Source organism: Kitasatospora sp. NPDC004745 (assembly GCF_042873275.1).
Classification (GTDB): Bacteria; Actinomycetota; Actinomycetes; order Streptomycetales; family Streptomycetaceae; genus Kitasatospora.
The window spans coordinates 478,830-495,780 of sequence record NZ_JBIALK010000004.1; the positions used below are offsets into that span (position 1 = coordinate 478,830).

General features: G+C 72.1%; 15 protein-coding genes and 1 riboswitch. Of the genes, 1 reads left to right on the forward strand and 14 read right to left on the reverse strand.

Going from position 1 to position 16,951, the window contains the following annotated elements:
• Nucleotides 1-213: 213 nt before the first annotated feature.
• The 8 genes from pyrF to pyrR form a co-directional block, all read right to left on the reverse strand.
• The gene (pyrF, locus tag ACFYUY_RS11095) at nucleotides 214-1,047 is read right to left on the reverse strand and encodes an orotidine-5'-phosphate decarboxylase (protein ID WP_360214338.1); all 834 of its coding nucleotides are present in this window, start codon (nucleotides 1,045-1,047) and stop codon (nucleotides 214-216) included.
• 29 nt (nucleotides 1,048-1,076) lie between these two features.
• Nucleotides 1,077-2,192 carry a quinone-dependent dihydroorotate dehydrogenase gene (locus ACFYUY_RS11100; protein ID WP_387899993.1) on the reverse strand — a complete coding sequence of 372 codons (1,116 nt, stop codon included), beginning with the start codon at nucleotides 2,190-2,192 and terminating at the stop codon, nucleotides 1,077-1,079.
• 105 nt (nucleotides 2,193-2,297) lie between these two features.
• A complete protein-coding gene (carB, locus tag ACFYUY_RS11105) occupies nucleotides 2,298-5,606 on the reverse strand; it encodes a carbamoyl-phosphate synthase large subunit (protein ID WP_360214342.1) in 3,309 nt (1,102 codons plus the stop codon).
• Nucleotides 5,599-6,756, reverse strand: coding sequence for a glutamine-hydrolyzing carbamoyl-phosphate synthase small subunit (gene carA / locus ACFYUY_RS11110; RefSeq protein WP_360214344.1), 1,158 nt, complete (start codon nucleotides 6,754-6,756; stop codon nucleotides 5,599-5,601). Before carA ends, carB begins: the two co-directional genes overlap by 8 nt.
• On the reverse strand, nucleotides 6,753-7,316 hold the full coding sequence (locus ACFYUY_RS11115) for a hypothetical protein (RefSeq protein ID WP_360214346.1): 564 nt from the start codon (nucleotides 7,314-7,316) through the stop codon (nucleotides 6,753-6,755). Before ACFYUY_RS11115 ends, carA begins: the two co-directional genes overlap by 4 nt.
• Nucleotides 7,313-8,617 carry a dihydroorotase gene (locus ACFYUY_RS11120; RefSeq protein WP_360214348.1) on the reverse strand — a complete coding sequence of 435 codons (1,305 nt, stop codon included), beginning with the start codon at nucleotides 8,615-8,617 and terminating at the stop codon, nucleotides 7,313-7,315. Before ACFYUY_RS11120 ends, ACFYUY_RS11115 begins: the two co-directional genes overlap by 4 nt.
• A complete protein-coding gene (locus ACFYUY_RS11125; RefSeq protein ID WP_360214350.1) occupies nucleotides 8,614-9,591 on the reverse strand; it encodes an aspartate carbamoyltransferase catalytic subunit in 978 nt (325 codons plus the stop codon). Before ACFYUY_RS11125 ends, ACFYUY_RS11120 begins: the two co-directional genes overlap by 4 nt.
• 5 nt (nucleotides 9,592-9,596) lie before the next feature.
• Nucleotides 9,597-10,220, reverse strand: a complete 624-nt coding sequence (gene pyrR, locus ACFYUY_RS11130) for a bifunctional pyr operon transcriptional regulator/uracil phosphoribosyltransferase PyrR (RefSeq protein ID WP_360214352.1) — start codon at nucleotides 10,218-10,220, stop codon at nucleotides 9,597-9,599.
• Nucleotides 10,221-10,549: 329 nt separating this feature from the next.
• On the opposite strand from pyrR, the gene ACFYUY_RS11135 reads away from it, so the two are divergent.
• Nucleotides 10,550-11,053 (forward strand): transcriptional regulator, encoded by a 504-nt coding sequence (locus tag ACFYUY_RS11135; RefSeq protein ID WP_031072501.1) that lies wholly within the window; start codon nucleotides 10,550-10,552, stop codon nucleotides 11,051-11,053.
• A gap of 130 nt (nucleotides 11,054-11,183) precedes the next feature.
• Here the strand turns inward: ACFYUY_RS11135 and ACFYUY_RS11140 are convergent, their stop codons facing one another.
• The 6 genes from ACFYUY_RS11140 to ACFYUY_RS11165 all read right to left on the reverse strand — a co-directional run bounded on the left by ACFYUY_RS11140 (nucleotide 11,184) and on the right by ACFYUY_RS11165 (nucleotide 16,653).
• Nucleotides 11,184-12,104, reverse strand: a complete 921-nt coding sequence (locus ACFYUY_RS11140; RefSeq protein ID WP_387899997.1) for a hypothetical protein — start codon at nucleotides 12,102-12,104, stop codon at nucleotides 11,184-11,186.
• A gap of 150 nt (nucleotides 12,105-12,254) precedes the next feature.
• A complete protein-coding gene (locus tag ACFYUY_RS11145) occupies nucleotides 12,255-13,082 on the reverse strand; it encodes a thioesterase family protein (protein ID WP_360214356.1) in 828 nt (275 codons plus the stop codon).
• 153 nt (nucleotides 13,083-13,235) lie between these two features.
• On the reverse strand, nucleotides 13,236-13,673 hold the full coding sequence (gene nusB / locus ACFYUY_RS11150; RefSeq protein ID WP_360214358.1) for a transcription antitermination factor NusB: 438 nt from the start codon (nucleotides 13,671-13,673) through the stop codon (nucleotides 13,236-13,238).
• A gap of 4 nt (nucleotides 13,674-13,677) precedes the next feature.
• On the reverse strand, nucleotides 13,678-14,241 hold the full coding sequence (gene efp / locus ACFYUY_RS11155) for an elongation factor P (protein ID WP_350629439.1): 564 nt from the start codon (nucleotides 14,239-14,241) through the stop codon (nucleotides 13,678-13,680).
• 76 nt (nucleotides 14,242-14,317) lie between these two features.
• Complete coding sequence (locus tag ACFYUY_RS11160; protein WP_360214360.1) at nucleotides 14,318-15,424, reverse strand: aminopeptidase P family protein; 1,107 nt, start codon at nucleotides 15,422-15,424, stop codon at nucleotides 14,318-14,320.
• Between the two features lie 113 nt (nucleotides 15,425-15,537).
• Entirely contained in the window at nucleotides 15,538-16,653 is a 1,116-nt protein-coding gene (locus ACFYUY_RS11165) for a HoxN/HupN/NixA family nickel/cobalt transporter (protein WP_387900000.1), read from the reverse strand.
• 31 nt (nucleotides 16,654-16,684) lie between these two features.
• Nucleotides 16,685-16,878, reverse strand: a riboswitch (cobalamin riboswitch).
• Nucleotides 16,879-16,951: the final 73 nt, after the last annotated feature.

Consider the following 16,951-nt stretch of genomic DNA (forward strand, 5'->3'; position numbering starts at 1 on the left):
GTATTGCGGCGCCACGTCAGGAAAAGAACACGAAAAGTCCTGGTCAGCCAAGGCCGACCAGGACTTTCCAGGGCAAAATGACCGCGATTGCGAAACTTTGACACCGCCAATGTGACGGCGCTCACGTCAACCGCCCCGCCGCCCCGCCGTCCTGCGGACACTGCGCAGGGTCACCGGGCGGCTACCGGGGCGCGTCCGCGGGCCCGGCCGGGCCTACTTCACCGCGTCCGCGTACTCGCCCACGAACCGCTCGGCCGCCGACCGCAGGGCCGCCACCGAGGGGCCGTGCCTGAGCACGTCCCGGCTGACGCTCGGCACCACGTTGATCACCGAGGCGCCGAACACCCGCGGCAGGTCCGCCATGGTGGCCCCCTGGGCGCCGATGCCGGGAGCCAGCAGCGGGCCGTTGATGGCCAGCTCCACGCCCGCGTCGGCGAGCGTGGCGCCGACCACGGCGCCGAAGGAGCCGAGCGGCGCGGCACCCGCGTTCTCGGCCGCCAGCTGGCGCAGCACCGCGGCCGCGACCGGCTCGCCGTCCGCACCGACGGCGCGCTGCACCTCGGCGCCCTCCGGGTTGGAGGTGAGCGCCAGCGCGAACACGCCGCAGCCCTGCGCGCGGGCCAGGTCGAGCGCCGGGCGCAGCGAGCCGAAGCCCAGGTACGGGCTGACCGTGACGGCGTCCGAGAACAGCGGGCTGGCGGGCGACAGGAAGGCCTCCGCGTAGGCGGCCATGGTGGAGCCGATGTCGCCGCGCTTGGCGTCCATCAGGACCAGCGCGCCGGCCGCCCGGGCCTCCTCGACGGACTTCTCCAGCACCGCGACGCCCTTGCTGCCGAAGCGCTCGAAGAACGCCGCCTGCGGCTTGAGCACGGCGACCCGGTCGGCGAGCGCCTCGACGACGGTGCGGCTGAAGGTCTCCAGGCCGGCGAGGTCGTCGCCGAGCCCCCAGGCGGCGAGCAGGGAGGCGTGCGGGTCGATGCCGACGCAGAGCTGGCCGCGGGTGTCGAGCGCCTGGCGCAGCCGGGCGCCGAACGGGGCGAGGGTCATGTCGTCCTTTCCGAAGGTGGTACGGGGGTTCAGGAGGCGGTCTTCGCGCCGTCGACGGCGCTGCCGACGGCCGCGGCCAGGTCGCGGAAGCCCGCGGCGCGGATCCGGGCGGAGAGGCCCCGGTGGATCCGGCGGCACCAGAACGGGCCCTCGTAGATGAAGGCGCTGTAGCCCTGGACGAGGTCGGCGCCGTGGATGATCCGCTGCCAGGCGTCCTCGGCGGTCTCCACGCCGCCGACCGAGACCAGCGTCAGCCGGCCCCCGGTGCGGGCGCGCAGCCGCTGGAGGACCTCCAGGGCGCGGGCCTTGAGCGGGGCGCCGGAGAGGCCGCCCATGCCGATCTCCTCGACCCGGGCGGCGTCGGCCCGCAGGCCCTCGCGCCCGATCGTGGTGTTGGTGGCGATGATGCCGTCCAGGCCCAGTTCGAGGGCGAGGTCGGCGACGGCGTCGACGTCCTCGTCGGCCAGGTCGGGGGCGATCTTGACCAGCAGCGGGACGTGGTGCGCGGTGGTGCGGTCGGCCGCCTCGCGGACGGCGGCGAGCAGCGGGCGCAGGTGGTCCACGGCCTGCAGGTTGCGCAGGCCGGGGGTGTTCGGCGAGCTGACGTTGACCACCAGGTAGTCCGCGTACCTGGCGAGCCGCTCGGTGGACTTGACGTAGTCGGCGACGGCGTCGGCCTCCTCGACGACCTTGGTCTTGCCGATGTTGACGCCGATCACCGGGGTGGAGCTGGTGTGCGGGCGGGCGGCCAGGCGCGCGGCGACCCGGGCCGAGCCCTGGTTGTTGAAGCCCATCCGGTTGATCAGCGCGCGGTCCTCGACCAGGCGGAACAGCCGGGGCGTCGGGTTGCCCGGCTGGGGCTCGCCGGTGATGGTGCCGATCTCGACGTAGTCGAAACCGAGCATGGCCAGGCCGTCGATGCCGACGCCGTTCTTGTCGAAGCCGGCCGCCAGGCCGAACGGGCCCGGCAGGTCGAGGCCGAGGGCGGTGGTGTGCAGGGCGCGGTCGCGCGGGGCGAGCACCAGCCGGACGAGCGTGCGCAGGCCGGGCACCGAGGAGGCGAGCCGGATCCAGAAGAAGGCGAGGTGGTGGGCCTTCTCGGGGTCCATCTTCTTGAAGACGAGGTCGAACAGCAGCTTGTACAAAACCCAACTCCCGGATCAGGGCCCGGATCCGGCCGTGAGCACCCGGATCAGGGCATGGAAGTGGGGGGCACCCGTCTGGCGTCGGTGCCCCCCACAGCGGTGGTGCTACTTGCGGCCCGCGTTGATCAGCTCGGCGTGCTCCTGGAGCGACATCACGCCGACCTCGTCGCGCAGCAGCCGGTCGATGCCCTGGACGGCCGCGCCCATCGCCTGGATGGTGGTCAGGCAGGGCACGCCGCGGGAGACCGCGGCGGTGCGGATCTCGTAGCCGTCGAGGCGGCCGCCGGTGCCGTACGGCGTGTTGATGATCAGGTCGACCTCGCCGTCGTGGATCAGCTGCACGATCGTCTTCTCGCCGTTCGGGCCCTCGCCCTCGCTGTGCTTGCGCACCAGCGTGGACGGGATGCCCCCGCGCTGCAGCACCTCGGCGGTGCCGGCCGTGGCGAGCACCTCGAAGCCGAGGCTGACCAGCGCCCGGGCCGGGAAGACCAGGTTGCGCTTGTCGCGGTTGGCGACCGAGACGAAGACCTTGCCCTTGGTCGGCAGCGCGCCGTAGGCGCCGGCCTGGGCCTTGGCGTAGGCCGTGCCGAAGACCTTGTCGATGCCCATGACCTCACCGGTCGAGCGCATCTCCGGGCCGAGGACGGTGTCCACGCCGCGGCCGTGGACGTCGCGGAAGCGGCTCCAGGGCAGCACGGCCTCCTTGACCGAGATCGGGCAGTCGGCGGGCAGCGTGCCGCCGTCGCCCTCGGCCGGGAGCAGGCCCTCGGCGCGCAGCTCGGCGATGGTGGCGCCGAGCGAGATCCGGGCGGCGGCCTTGGCCAGCGGCACCGCCGTCGCCTTGGAGGTGAACGGGACGGTCCGGGAGGCGCGCGGGTTGGCCTCCAGCACGTAGAGGATGTCCCCGGCCATCGCGAACTGGATGTTGATCAGACCGCGGACGCCGACGCCGCGCGCGATGGCCTCGGTGGAGGTGCGCAGGCGCTTGATGTCGTAGCCGCCGAGGGTGATCGGGGGCAGCGCGCAGGCGGAGTCGCCGGAGTGGATGCCGGCCTCCTCGATGTGCTCCATGACGCCGCCGAGGTAGAGCTCGGTGCCGTCGAAGAGCGCGTCGACGTCGATCTCCACCGCGTCGTCGAGGAAGCGGTCGATGAGCACCGGGTGCTCGGAGATCAGGCCGGCGTGGCGCTCCAGGTAGGAGGCGAGCGAGGCCTCGTCGTAGACGATCTCCATGCCGCGGCCGCCGAGCACGTAGGACGGGCGGGCGAGCACCGGGTAGCCGATCTCGTCGGCGATCGCCTTGGCCTCCGCGAAGGAGAAGGCGGTGCCGTGCTTGGGGGCCGGCAGGCCGGCGTCGCGCAGGACGCGGCCGAAGGCACCGCGCTCCTCGGCGAGGTCGATCGCCTCGGGCTGGGTGCCGACGATCGGCACGCCGTTGTCCTTGAGCGCCTGGGCCAGGCCGAGCGGGGTCTGGCCGCCGAGCTGGACGATCACGCCGGCCAGCGGGCCGGCCTGCTGCTCGGCGTGGACGATCTCGAGCACGTCCTCCAGGGTGAGCGGCTCGAAGTAGAGCCGGTCGGAGGTGTCGTAGTCGGTGGAGACGGTCTCCGGGTTGCAGTTGACCATCACGGTCTCGTACCCGGCGTCGGCCAGCGCGAAGGAGGCGTGCACGCAGGAGTAGTCGAACTCGATGCCCTGGCCGATGCGGTTCGGGCCGGAGCCGAGGATGATCACGGCGGGCTTGGTGCGCGGGGCGACCTCGTTCTCCTCGTCGTAGGACGAGTAGAAGTACGGGGTCCTGGCGGCGAACTCGGCGGCGCAGGTGTCGACGGTCTTGAACACCGGGCGGATGCCGAGCGCGTGCCGCACCTCGCGGACCACGTCCGCCTTCAGGCCGCGGATCTCGCCGATCTGCAGGTCGGAGAAGCCGTGCCGCTTGGCGTGGCGCAGCAGCTCGGGGTTGAGCTTCTCGGCCTCGGCCAGCTCGCCGGCGATCTCGTCCAGCAGGAAGAGCTGGTCGACGAACCACGGGTCGATCCTGGTGGCCTCGAAGACCTCCTCCGGGGTGGCGCCGGCCCGGATCGCCTCCATGACGGTGTTGATCCGGCCGTCGGTCGGCACGACCGCCTTGGTCAGCAGCTCGGCCTTGTCGCCCACCGGGCCGACCCAGCTGAACTGGGAGCCCTTCTTCTCCAGCGAGCGCAGCGCCTTCTGCAGCGCCTCGGGGAAGTTGCGGCCCATGGCCATGGCCTCGCCGACCGACTTCATGGTGGTGGTCAGCGTGGCGTCGGCGCTCGGGAACTTCTCGAACGCGAAGCGCGGGACCTTCACCACGACGTAGTCGAGGGTCGGCTCGAAGGAGGCCGGGGTCTGCTCGGTGATGTCGTTGGGGATCTCGTCCAGGGTGTACCCGACGGCCAGCTTGGCGGCGATCTTGGCGATCGGGAAGCCGGTGGCCTTGGAGGCGAGCGCCGAGGAGCGGGAGACGCGCGGGTTCATCTCGATGACGATGACCCGGCCGTCGTCGGGGTTGACGGCGAACTGGATGTTGCAGCCGCCGGTGTCCACGCCGACCTCGCGGATCACGGCGATGCCGACGTCGCGCAGGATCTGGTACTCGCGGTCGGTGAGCGTCATCGCCGGGGCGACGGTGATCGAGTCGCCGGTGTGCACGCCCATCGGGTCGAAGTTCTCGATGGAGCAGACGACCACGACGTTGTCGTTCTTGTCGCGCATCAGCTCCAGCTCGTACTCCTTCCAGCCGAGGATGGACTCCTCCAGGAGCACCTCGGTGGTCGGCGAGAGGGCCAGGCCCTGGCCGGCGATGCGGCGCAGGTCCTCCTCGTCGTGGGCGAAGCCGGAGCCGGCGCCGCCCATGGTGAAGGAGGGGCGGACGACGACCGGGTACCCGCCGAGCGTGTCGACGCCGGCGAGCACCTCGTCCATGGTGTGGCAGATGACCGAGCGGGCGGACTCGCCGTGGCCGATCTTGGCGTTGACGGCCTCGACGACGCCCTTGAAGAGCTCGCGGTCCTCGCCCTTGTGGATCGAGTCGACCTTGGCGCCGATGAGTTCGACGTTGTACTTGGCGAGCACGCCGTTGGCGTCCAGCGCGATCGCGGTGTTGAGCGCGGTCTGCCCGCCGAGGGTCGGCAGCAGCGCGTCGGGGCGCTCCTTGGCGATGATCCGCTCGACGAACTCCGGGGTGATCGGCTCGACGTAGGTGGCGTCGGCGATCTCCGGGTCGGTCATGATCGTGGCCGGGTTGGAGTTGACCAGCACGACCCGCAGGCCCTCGGCCTTGAGGACCCGGCAGGCCTGCGTGCCCGAGTAGTCAAACTCGGCGGCCTGGCCGATCACGATCGGGCCGGAGCCGATCACCAGGACGGACTTGATGTCAGTGCGCTTAGGCACGCTGGCCCTCCATGAGCTTCACGAAACGGTCGAAGAGGTAGGCCGCGTCGTGCGGGCCGGCAGCTGCTTCGGGGTGGTACTGCACGCTGAAGGCGGGGACGTCCAGTGCCTGGAGGCCCTCGACCACGTCGTCGTTGAGGCAGACGTGGGAGACCTCGACCCGCCCGTAGGGGGTCTCGCTCACCTTGTCCAGCGGCGCGTTCACGGCGAAGCCGTGGTTGTGCGCGGTGACCTCGACCTTGCCGGTGGTGCGGTCCTGCACCGGCTGGTTGATGCCGCGGTGGCCGTACTTGAGCTTGTAGGTGCCGAAGCCCAGCGCGCGGCCGAGGATCTGGTTGCCGAAGCAGATCCCGAAGAACGGGGTCCTGCGCTCCAGCACGCCCTGCGCCACGGCGACCTGGTGGTCGGCGGTGGCCGGGTCACCCGGGCCGTTGGAGAAGAAGACGCCGTCCGGCCGGACCGCGTAGAGGTCCTCCAGGGTCGAGTTGGCCGGCAGCACGTGCACCTCGATGCCGCGCTCGGCCATCCGGTGCGGGGTCATCCCCTTGATGCCGAGGTCCAGCGCGGCGACGGTGAAGCGCTTCTCGCCGATCGCCGGGACGACGTACGCCTCGGTGGTGGCCACCTCGGCGCACAGGTCGGCGCCCTTCATCTCGGGCGACTGCTGCACCCGGGCGAGCAGGGCGGCCTGGTCGGCCAGCGCCTCACCGGAGAAGATGCCGCAGCGCATCGCGCCGCGCTCGCGCAGGTGCCGGGTCAGCGCCCGGGTGTCGATGCCGCTGATGCCGACGACGCCCTGGCGGACCAGCTCCTCGTCCAGCGAGCGGGTGGAGCGCCAGTTGGAGGCCACCCGGGCGGGGTCGCGCACGACGTAGCCGGCGACCCAGATCTGCTTGGACTCGTCGTCCTCGTCGTTCCAGCCGGTGTTGCCGATCTGCGGGGCGGTCATCACGACCACCTGGCGGTGGTACGACGGGTCGGTGAGGGTCTCCTGGTAACCGGACATGCCGGTGTTGAAGACCGCTTCGCCGAAGGTCTCGCCGGTCGCGCCGTAGGCCTCGCCGCGGAAGGTCCGGCCGTCCTCCAGGACGAGCACGGCGGGGACGCGTTCCCGCCGTTGGCGCTGCGTGGTGGGGGCAGGTGCGGTCATCGGGAAGCCTCTTCCGTCTTCGTCGTCGTACGTGTTGCGAGGTGAGTGACCGCCTCGACCCAGGCGGCGTGCTCATCGGGGTGGTCGGCCCGGAAGCCGGAGTCCAGCTCGGTCTCCCCGTGCGTCCAGGTGACGACGAGCAGACCGGCCGGGACGACCTTCCCGGCGATCCCGGAGTCCGTGCGGGCACCGGTGAGGTGCCCGGCCGGGATCCAGAGGTCGACGTCGCCGGGGCGCCGTACCAGCAGGCCGTCCTCGCCGAGGGTGAGGTCGGCCCGGCTGCGGTTGCCCAGGCCGTGCGCGACGACCCGGTCGAGCCAGTTCCCGGCGGTGGTGGTGCCGTGGTACCGGCCGCTGGTCTCCAGGATGGTCCGGCCGGCCCGGTCCGGCACGGCGGGCAGCGGCGGGATGCCGGACTGGAGGGTGCGCCGCCAGTTCCAGCCCTGCCGCATCAGCCAGTACACGAGGGCGATCAGCACCAGCAGGCCGACGGCCCAGCCGATGTACCCGGGCCAGTTGGTGACCTTGGCCTGCTCCTGGGCGAGGAGCAGCGCGGTCACGCGAGGCCGCCCTGCTCGGCGAGCTCGCCGGCCAGCACGGTGGCGCGCCCGCGCAGGAAGGTGGCGTGCACCCGTCCGGGCAGGTCAAGGCCCTTGTAGGGGGTGTTGCGGCTGCGGGTGGCGAAGCTGTCCGGGTTCACGGCACCACGGTACGCGGGATCGAACAGCACCAGGTTCGCCGGCTCACCGACCGAGACGGACCGGCCCTGGCCGGTGAGACGGCCGATCCGGGCCGGGCGGTGCGACATCCGGTCGGCGACGCCCTCCCAGTTCAGCAGGCCGGTCTCGACCATGGTCTGCTGCACGACCGACAGGGCGGTCTCCAGGCCGACCATGCCCATCGCGGCGACGGCCCACTCGCAGTCCTTGTCCTCGGCCGGGTGCGGCGCGTGGTCGGTGGCGACGGCGTCGATGGTGCCGTCGGCGAGCGCCTTGCGCAGCGCCTGGACGTCCTCGGCGGTGCGCAGCGGCGGGTTCACCTTGTACACCGGGTCGTAGGAGCGGACCAGCTCGTCGGTGAGCAGCAGGTGGTGCGGGGTGACCTCGGCGGTGACGTCCCAGCCCTTGGCCTTGGCCCAGCGGATGATCTCGACCGAGCCGGCGGTGGAGACGTGGCAGACGTGCAGCCGGGAGCCGACGTGCGCGGCGAGCAGCACGTCGCGGGCGATGATCGACTCCTCGGCGACGGCCGGCCAGCCGCCGAGCCCGAGCTCGCCGGAGACCTGGCCCTCGTTCATCTGGGCGCCCTCGGTCAGCCGCGGCTCCTGGGCGTGCTGGGCGACGACGCCGTCGAAGGCCTTGACGTACTCCAGGGCGCGGCGCATCAGCACCGCGTCGTCCACGCACTTGCCGTCGTCGGAGAAGACCCGCACGCCGGCCGCGGACTCGTGCATCGCACCGAGCTCGGCGAGCTTCTTGCCCTCCAGGCCGACGGTGACGGCGCCGACCGGCTGCACGTCGCAGTAGCCGGCCTCCTGGCCGAGCCGCCAGACCTGCTCGACGACGCCCGCGGTGTCGGCCACCGGGGTGGTGTTGGCCATCGCGTGCACGGCGGTGAAGCCGCCCATCGCCGCGGCCTGGGTGCCGGTGAGCACGGTCTCGGCGTCCTCGCGGCCGGGCTCGCGCAGGTGGGTGTGCAGGTCGACGAGGCCGGGCAGGGCGATCAGCCCGGTGGCGTCGATCTCGATGTCGGCCTCGACGGCCAGGCCGGTGCCGATGGCCTTGATGACGCCGTCGGCCAGGTGGAGGTCCTGCGGGGCGCCGCCGAGGATCTGGGCGTTGCGGATCAGGTAGGTCGTCACTGGGCGGTCTCCACGGTGTCGGTGCGGGGTGCGTCGGCGGGGGTGGCACCGCCGAGCAGCAGGTACAGGACGGCCATCCGGACGGAGACGCCGTTGGCGACCTGCTCGACCACGGTGCAGCGCGGCGAGTCGGCGACCTCGGCGGTGATCTCCATGCCGCGGACCATCGGGCCGGGGTGCATCACGATGGCGTGCTCGGGCAGCTGGGCCATCCGGGTGCCGTTGAGGCCGTAGCGGCGGCTGTACTCGCGCTCGGTGGGGAAGAACGCGGCGTTCATCCGCTCGCGCTGCACCCGGAGCATCATCAGCGCGTCCGTCTTGGGGAGCACGCTCTCCAGGTCGTAGCTGATGTCGCACGGCCAGTTCTCGATGCCGATCGGCAGCAGCGTCGGCGGGGCGACGAAGGTGACGTGGGCGCCGAGGGTGGTCAGCAGGTGGACGTTGGAGCGGGCGACCCGGCTGTGCAGCACGTCGCCGACGATGGTGATCCGGCGCCCGGCCAGGTCGTGCCCCAGGCCCGGGTTGAGGTGGCGGCGCATGGTGAACGCGTCGAGCAGGGCCTGGGTGGGGTGCTCGTGGGTGCCGTCACCGGCGTTGATCACGCTGCCGTGCAGCCAGTCCGACTGGGCGAGCCGGGACGGCGCGCCCGAGGCGTGGTGGCGGATGACGACAGCGTCGGCGCCCATCGCCTGCAGGGTGAGCGCGGTGTCCTTGAGGCTCTCGCCCTTGGAGACCGAGGAGCCCTTGGCGGAGAAGTTGATGACGTCGGCGGAGAGCCGCTTCTCGGCGGCCTCGAAGGAGGTCTTGGTGCGGGTCGAGTCCTCGAAGAAGAGGTTGACGACGGTGCGGCCGCGCAGCGTGGGCAGCTTCTTGACGGCCCGCCCGGAGAGCTGGGCCAGCTCCTCGGCGGTGTCCAGGATCAGCAGCGCGTCGTCGCGGCTGAGATCGGCGGCGGAGACGAGGTGGCGCTTCACGCGGGTTACTCCGGGAGGTGCGGTTCGGTGGGCTGGGAGGCCAGGGCCTGCGAGCTTCGGGCGGCGTGGTCGCGGTCGCCGACCAGCACGGCGTCGACGCCGTCGGTGTCGGCCAGGCGGACCTGGACCGCCTCGCGCAGCGAGGTGGGGAGGTTCTTGCCCACGTAGTCGGCCCGGATCGGGAGCTCGCGGTGGCCGCGGTCGACCAGGACGGCGAGCTGCACGGCGCGCGGGCGGCCGATGTCGCTCAGCGCGTCGAGCGCGGCCCGGATGGTGCGGCCGGAGAAGAGCACGTCGTCGACGAGGATGACGAGCTTGCCGTCGATGCCGCCGGAGGGGATCTCGGTGTGCTCCAGGGCGCGGGCGGGCTTGAGCCGCAGGTCGTCCCGGTACATGGTGATGTCCAGGGTGCCCAGCGGGATCTCGCGCCCGGTGATCTGGGCCAGCCGGCCGTGCAGGCGGCGGGCGAGGTGGACGCCCCTCGTGTGGATGCCGAGCAGCACGACGTCCTCCGCGCCCTTGGCGCGCTCGACGATCTCGTGCGCTATCCGGGTGACGACCCGGGCGATGTCCGTTCCGTCCAGCACCTGGTGCGGCGGTCGCGGCGTCGAATCCTGCTGTGTGGTCATGCCGAAGCGGACCTCCTTCCCCGCCTCACTGGACGGGCCTTAAAGGATGTCTGGGACGACCCCCGCCGACCGGGCGAGGGCTTCCGGTCATCGTATCAGCGCGCCGGGAGGCAAACGGACATCCGTCGTTCCGCTTCGGCGGTTCACGCCCCGGACGCACCCCCGATGCGGGCCATTCGCACGACTGCCCCATTCGGCTTGACGCAGCTACCTTACTCTACGTAACCTCACAGTGAGTTACGAGACGGACGTCGAACCCACCGGTAACGGCGTCGGCAATCGCCCGTGACCCACCACTGAACGCGAAGCAATCTCGTCCGGGGAGATCAATGTCCAGCGACTACGCGAAGCAGCTCGGAGGCAAGCTCCGAGCCATCCGCACTCAGCAGGGGCTCTCCCTGCACGGTGTCGAGGAGAAGTCCCAGGGGCGCTGGAAGGCAGTCGTCGTCGGCTCGTACGAGCGCGGCGACCGTGCGGTCACCGTGCAGCGGCTGGCCGAGCTGGCGGAGTTCTACGGCGTGCCCGTGCAGGAGCTGCTGCCCGGCGGCACCCCCGGCGGCGCGGCCGAGCCGCCGCCGCGCCTGGTCCTCGACCTGGAGAGACTGACCCAGGTCCCGTCCGAGAAGGCCGGCCCGCTGCAGCGCTACGCGGCGACGATCCAGAGCCAGCGCGGCGACTACAACGGCAAGGTCCTCTCGATCCGCCAGGACGACCTGCGCACCCTGGCCGTCATCTACGACCAGTCGCCGTCGATCCTCACCGAGCAGCTGATCTCCTGGGGCGTGCTCAACCCCGACGCGCGCCGCGCGGTGCGCGAGGAGGAGGCGAGCTGACGCTCGCCGCACCGGCTCCCGCCAGCGCGAGCACGCAGGTACCAGCAGAAACGTCACGGCGCGGCTCCCCGGATCCCGGGGGCCGCGCCGTCGCGCGTCCGGCGCCGGCCGCACCACCGCCGCCCGGCGGTCAGCAGACCGTCCCCAGGCTGTAGCCGGGCTGCGCCGCCACGCCGTCCAGCCGCACCGGCCGGGCCGACGGCGCCCAGTCCTGCCCGCCGCTCGACCAGGCCCAGGAGGCCGGCAGGTACTCCCCGCAGGAGGCCGCCGAGCCCTGCGACCCGTGCAGCACCGCCACCCCGGGCAGCTCCAGCGCCAGCCCCGCGCACAGCACCGCGCAGACCAGCTCCAGGTCCTCGTCGTTGATCCGGACCACGCCGTCCTCCCACTGCAGCACCCGGGCCGCCGCCGTCAGCCGGCCGCCCGGCGCGTCCACCCGCAGCCGCAGCTCGTACACCCCGGCACCGGCGCCGACCAGCATCCGGCGGAACACCTCGCCGCCGCGCTGGTAGGCGGCGCGCACCCAGCGGGCGTGGTCCTCGTCGGCCTCCCCCGCGCCCCCGACCAGACCGCCGTCCAGCAGCAGGTCGGCGTGGCAGAGCGTCAGCCCGTTCTCCCGGGCCCGGACCAGCCGCGGCACGAAGTCCCCGGCCAGCTCCTCCCCCTGATAGGCCAGCAGCTGGGTCTGCAGCGGCGGGTTGACCAGGTAGCGGTCGCGGGCGGCCGGCTCCGCCGGGTCCAGCCCGTGCAGGACGCAGAACTCCTCGAAGTCCTGCGGGTGGAACATCCGGGCCCGCACCACCTCGAAGCGCTCCACCGCGTCGGCGAGCAGTTCGGCGGTGTCGGCCAGGTAGCGCTCGAAGTCCGGTGCGTCCGACAGCCCCCAGGCACGGGCCCGCGCGAAGTCCGCCGCGCTGGTCAGCACGCCGATGACGAACGCCTGCTCGCCGCCCTCGGCCCGCTGCCGGCGGTGCGGCGCGCGGGCGACGGGCCGCGGGCCGGCGGCGGTGCAGTCGGAGTTACGGCGGGCGCGGCCCTTGCGGCTACTCATCGGTGGCTCCTGGCATCGGCGGCGACCGCCGGGCGACGGTCAGCGGCGGGCTCGCCGCTGACCGTCTATCTCCCCATCACCGCGCGCCGCACACGTACGGCGTGTCACAGGAATGTAACCGACGGTAAGTCGCGGTGAACTCCGCGGAAATCAGGCCCCGCGCGGCACCCGGGCCAGCTGCCTGGACTGCGCGACCAGCCGGCCGGACTCGTCCCAGACCTCGGCGTCCTCCTCGAAGTAGCCGCCGGCCACGTTGCGGGTGGCGTGGGTGACCCGGAGCCAGCCCGGGACCGGCCTGGCCCGCAGGTGGACGGTCAGCTCCACGGTCGGGGCCCAGCCGGGCAGGCCCAGGTCGAAGGTGACGGGCGGCAGCGCGTCGGCGACCAGCAGGAGCAGCAGCGGGTCGGGCTCGCGCCCGTCGGCGAGCCGGAACCAGCCCTGGATCCGCCCGTTGCCGGAGGGCTGACCGAGCGCCCAGCCCACGGTGGACGGGTCGAGCCGCAGGTCGAAGCGCTCCAGCAGCGCCGCCTGCTCGATCAGCTGCGGCGGGGCGTGCTCGACGCCGATGCACTGGTCCGGCGGCGGCAGCTGCGGCGGCTGCGCGGTGGTGCGCACGTCGCCCTCGACGGTGGAGAGGTCGCCGTGGCTGGCCACCACGCGCAGGCGTTCGACGCCGTCCTGGCTCAGCGAGGCGGTGCCGGTGGAGAGGCCGCGGCCGCTGCGCAGCACCTCGGTGCGGACGGTGGCCGGGCCGGGCGTGGAGGCGGACAGGTAGTAACCGCTGATCGACACCGGGTCCGGGTGGTCGGCGTGCTCCAGCGACAGCGCGTGTCCGGCGACGGCGAGCAGCATCCCGCCGTTGACCCCGCCGCCGATCTGCCAGCCGGGGCCGAGTTCGGCCTCGTAGCGGCCGGGCTCGTCGGCGTGTCTGGTCAGGGCGATGCCCCGGTCGAACTCGCTGCGGGTCGCGGTGGTCATGGGGGTGGCCTGCCCTTCACTGCGGGGACGTGTGCGCCTGCGCCCGCCAAGTTACTGGCGAGTAGATCACCACCTTACGCCGCCCGGGTGAAACGCGCGACGGCCGTCGCACCCGGGATCCGGGTCCGACGGCCGTCTGCGGGGCGCCACCGCCTACCGGCGGATGCTCGGCTTCAGCTCCAGGAAGCGCGCGAGCAGGCCGTTGACGAAGGCCGGGGAGTCGTCCGTGGAGAACTCCTTGGCGATCTCGACCGCCTCGTCCAGGACGACCGCGTCCGGGACGCCGTCCTCCCAGATCAGCTCGTACGCACCGAGCCGCAGGACGTTGCGGTCCACTATCGGCATCCGGTCGAGCGTCCAGCCCACCGCGTACTGGGAGATCAGGTCGTCGATCCGACGGGCGTGCTGGACGTACCCCTCGATGAGTTCCATGGTGTACTCACCGACCTGCGGGGTGCCCTCCTCCGGCTTGGGCTCGCGGGCGCGGGCCACCCAGTCGGCGAGGACCTGCTGCGGGTCGACCCCGCGGTGGTCGGCCTCGAAGAGGATCTGGAAGGCCCGGGTACGGGCCTTGCTGCGTGCGGCCGACACGGACTTACTTCACCCGGCCGAGGTAGCTGCCGTCGCGGGTGTCGACCTTGACCTTCTCACCGGTGGTGATGAAGAGCGGCACCTGGATCTCGGCGCCGGTCTCCAGGGTCGCCGGCTTGGTGCCACCGGTGGAGCGGTCGCCCTGGACGCCCGGCTCGGTCTCGGCGATGGTCAGCTCGACGGCGGCCGGGAGCTCGATGTAGAGCACCGCGCCCTCGTTCTGCGCGACCAGGGCCTCGAAGCCCTCCAGCAGGTACTTGGCGGCGTCGCCGACGACGGCGGGCTCGATGGTCAGCTGGTCGTAGGTGTCCATGTCCATGAACACGAAGTTCTCGCCGTCCTTGTACGAGAACTGCATGCCGCGCTTGTCGACGTTGGCGGTCTCGACCTTGGTGCCCGCGTTGAAGGTCTTGTCGACGACCTTGCCCGTCAGGACCTCCTTGAGCTTGGTACGCACGAAGGCCGGGCCCTTGCCGGGCTTGACGTGCTGGAACTCGACGACGGACCAGAGCTTGCCGCCCTCCAGCTTGAGGACCATGCCGTTCTTGAGATCGTTCGTGGAAGCCACGGGCGCACTTACTCCTGGATATAGCTGTCAAGGAACCAAGGGGTGCGTCCTGCCGCCGACGGCCCGGGGGCCGCGGTCACAGGGCGAGGAGCTCCTTGGTGGTGATGGTGAGCAGCTCGGGCCCGCCCTCCTCGAGGGGGCGCACCACGAGCGTGTCCTCGATCCGGACACCGCCCCTGCCCGGGAGGTGGACCCCAGGACCGACGGTGACCGGTACGCGGCTGTCCAGTTTACCCATGTCCGAAGGGCCGAGGCGCGGCGCCTCCCGGATCTCCAGCCCGATGCCGTGCCCCACCGGGTGCGGGGACGCCTCGGTGTGGCCGGCCGCCTCCAGGATCTGCCGCGCGGCCCGGTCGGGCACGTACTGCTCCACGCCTGGTCCGAGCGCCTCCCGGGCGGCCCGCTGGGCGCGGAACACCAGCCGGTGCAGCTCGACCTGCCAGGGCGCGGGGGCGGCGCCGATCACGAAGGTCCGGGCGGTCGAGATGCCGTAGCCGCGGTACTGGGCGCCCATCACCACGGTCAGGAAGTCACCCTCCTCCACCCGGCGGTCGGTCGGCTGGTGGGCGGGCTGCCCGGAGTGGCTGCCGGTGCCGACGGACACCGGGAAGGCCGCCCGGTCCGCACCGTGGTCGATCATCCGGCGTTCCAGCTCCATCGCCAGGTGCCGCTCCGTCCGCCCGACCAGGATCGACTCCAGGAGCTCGCCGAGCGCCTGGTCGGCGATCTCGGCGGCGATCCGCAGGTCGGCGATCTCGTGCTCGTCCTTGACCACCCGCAGCCGCTCCACCAGCCGGTCCAGGTCGGCCAGCCGGGCACCGCCGGACAGGCCGGCCACCGACCGGTGCCGGCTGACGGTCAGGTCGTGCTCCTCCACCGCCAGCGCCGCCAGCCTGAGCCGCGCCGCGGCCTCGGCCGCCGCCAGGGCGGTGTCCGCCCCGGCCGGCACCGGCACCTGGGTGACGTCCGGGGCGATCAGGTGCTCCCCGGTGTCGTCCGGCGGCAGGTCGTCCGGCAGCGCCAGCAGTGCACGGTCCCTGGTGAGCAGCAGCGTCGCCCCGCAGGGCGCGCAGCCGGTCAGATACCGCACGTTCGCCGCCCGGGTGATCAGCGCCGCATCGGCCCCGGCCGCACTGCAGTGCTCCCTCACCCGCTCCCGCCGACCCGCGTACGCATCAGACATGCGTCGAGCCTACGAAGCCGCACCCCGTTCCGCCCGCCGAGCACTCCCGAGGGGGCACGTCGCCGCTGCCCGCACGCCCCGGCTCGCACCCCGGGCCGACCGGTACGGGGCTGTCACTGCTCGGACGGCTGCCAGCGCTGCTCGACCCCGGCCAGCTTCCAGTAGCCGATCGCCGCGGCCCAGACCACCACGAAGAGCCCGGCGATCGCGTACCCGACGTTGTCCAGCGAGATGTCCGCGATCCAGCCGCTCACCGGGTCGGTCAGGTCGAGCTTCTCGTGCAGCACGCCGACCAGTTCGATCGTGCCGATGACGAAGGCCACCGCGATCGACAGCCCCGTGATCGTCAGGTTGTAGTACACCTTGCGCACCGGGTTGGAGAAGGCCCACTGGTACGCGAAGTTCATGAACGTCCCGTCCAGCGTGTCGAACAGGCTCATCCCGGCCGCGAAGAGCAGCGGCAGGCAGACGATCGCGTACCAGGGCAGCCCGGCCGCCGCGCCCGAGCCCGCCATCACCATCAGGGTGACCTCGGTCGCGGTGTCGAAGCCCAGGCCCAGCACCATGCCCACCGGGAACATCTGCCCCGGCCGGGTGATCGACCGCGTCGCCCGGTTCAGCACCCTCGCCAGGAAGCCGCGCGAGTTCAGGTGCTCCTCCAGCTGCGCCTCGTCGTACTTCCCGGCCCGCATCGCCCGGAACACCTTGAGGATGCCCACCAGCGCCGCCAGGTTGAGCGCGCCGATCAGGTACAGGAACGCGCCGGAGGCCGTCGTGCCGACCATCCCCAGCCACTGGTGGGTCGTCGACTCGTCGTCCATCAGGGTGTTGGCCAGCTGGGCGCCGCCCGCCACCAGGGCGGCCATGATGACCACCATCGAGGAGTGCCCGAGGGCGAACCAGAAGCCCACCGACACCGGGCGCTTGCCGTCCGCCATCAGCTTGCGGGTGGTGTTGTCGATCACCGCGATGTGGTCGGCGTCGAAGGCGTGCCGCATGCCGAGGGTGTACGCGGTGATGCCCAGGCCCACCCCGAAGACCTGGGTACCGACCGCGTAGTTGTGGGGCGCGACCAGGAAGAACAGCGTCCCGAACGCGACGACGTGCATGGCCAGGATCACGCCCATCAGTCCGGCCGTGCGGACGGTGTCCTCGCGCTTCCAGCGGAACGTCGGCAGTGCGGACGGCGTCGCCGGCGCCCCGGGGTCGGCGGTTTCGGGCAGGGTCATACGCGGATCACGCTCCAGCACCTCGTGGAAAGACTTCGTGAGATGCCGTGGCCGGTCTCCTGGCTTACGGGGCACCCGTACCCGCCTTCCCAGACGCGCGAAGCGCCCAGTGGCGTCGTGGATACGGACGACTCCCCCCGATCACAGTGGCGAGGGCCGCTCCGGACTGGGACCCCTGAGGGTCCGTCACCGGTCTTCCCGAGCACCACGGCGGGCAACACCGTAGGGGGCCCGGCTCCACCCATGCAAGGCTGCGCACCTGCGCAGGTGTCCAGGATCACAGGCCCCGGCCTGCGAG

Bases quoted from the DNA above. Each gene is read 5' to 3' on its own strand.
- pyrF (WP_360214338.1), bottom strand. From the start codon at position 1,047: ATGACCCTCGCCCCGTTCGGCGCCCGGCTGCGCCAGGCGCTCGACACC.
- carA (WP_360214344.1), bottom strand. From the start codon at position 6,756: ATGACCGCACCTGCCCCCACCACGCAGCGCCAACGGCGGGAACGCGTC.
- pyrR (WP_360214352.1), bottom strand. From the start codon at position 10,220: ATGACCACACAGCAGGATTCGACGCCGCGACCGCCGCACCAGGTGCTG.
- ACFYUY_RS11135 (WP_031072501.1), top strand. From the start codon at position 10,550: ATGTCCAGCGACTACGCGAAGCAGCTCGGAGGCAAGCTCCGAGCCATC.
- ACFYUY_RS11140 (WP_387899997.1), bottom strand. From the start codon at position 12,104: ATGAGTAGCCGCAAGGGCCGCGCCCGCCGTAACTCCGACTGCACCGCC.
- ACFYUY_RS11145 (WP_360214356.1), bottom strand. From the start codon at position 13,082: ATGACCACCGCGACCCGCAGCGAGTTCGACCGGGGCATCGCCCTGACC.
- ACFYUY_RS11160 (WP_360214360.1), bottom strand. From the start codon at position 15,424: ATGTCTGATGCGTACGCGGGTCGGCGGGAGCGGGTGAGGGAGCACTGC.
- ACFYUY_RS11165 (WP_387900000.1), bottom strand. From the start codon at position 16,653: ATGACCCTGCCCGAAACCGCCGACCCCGGGGCGCCGGCGACGCCGTCC.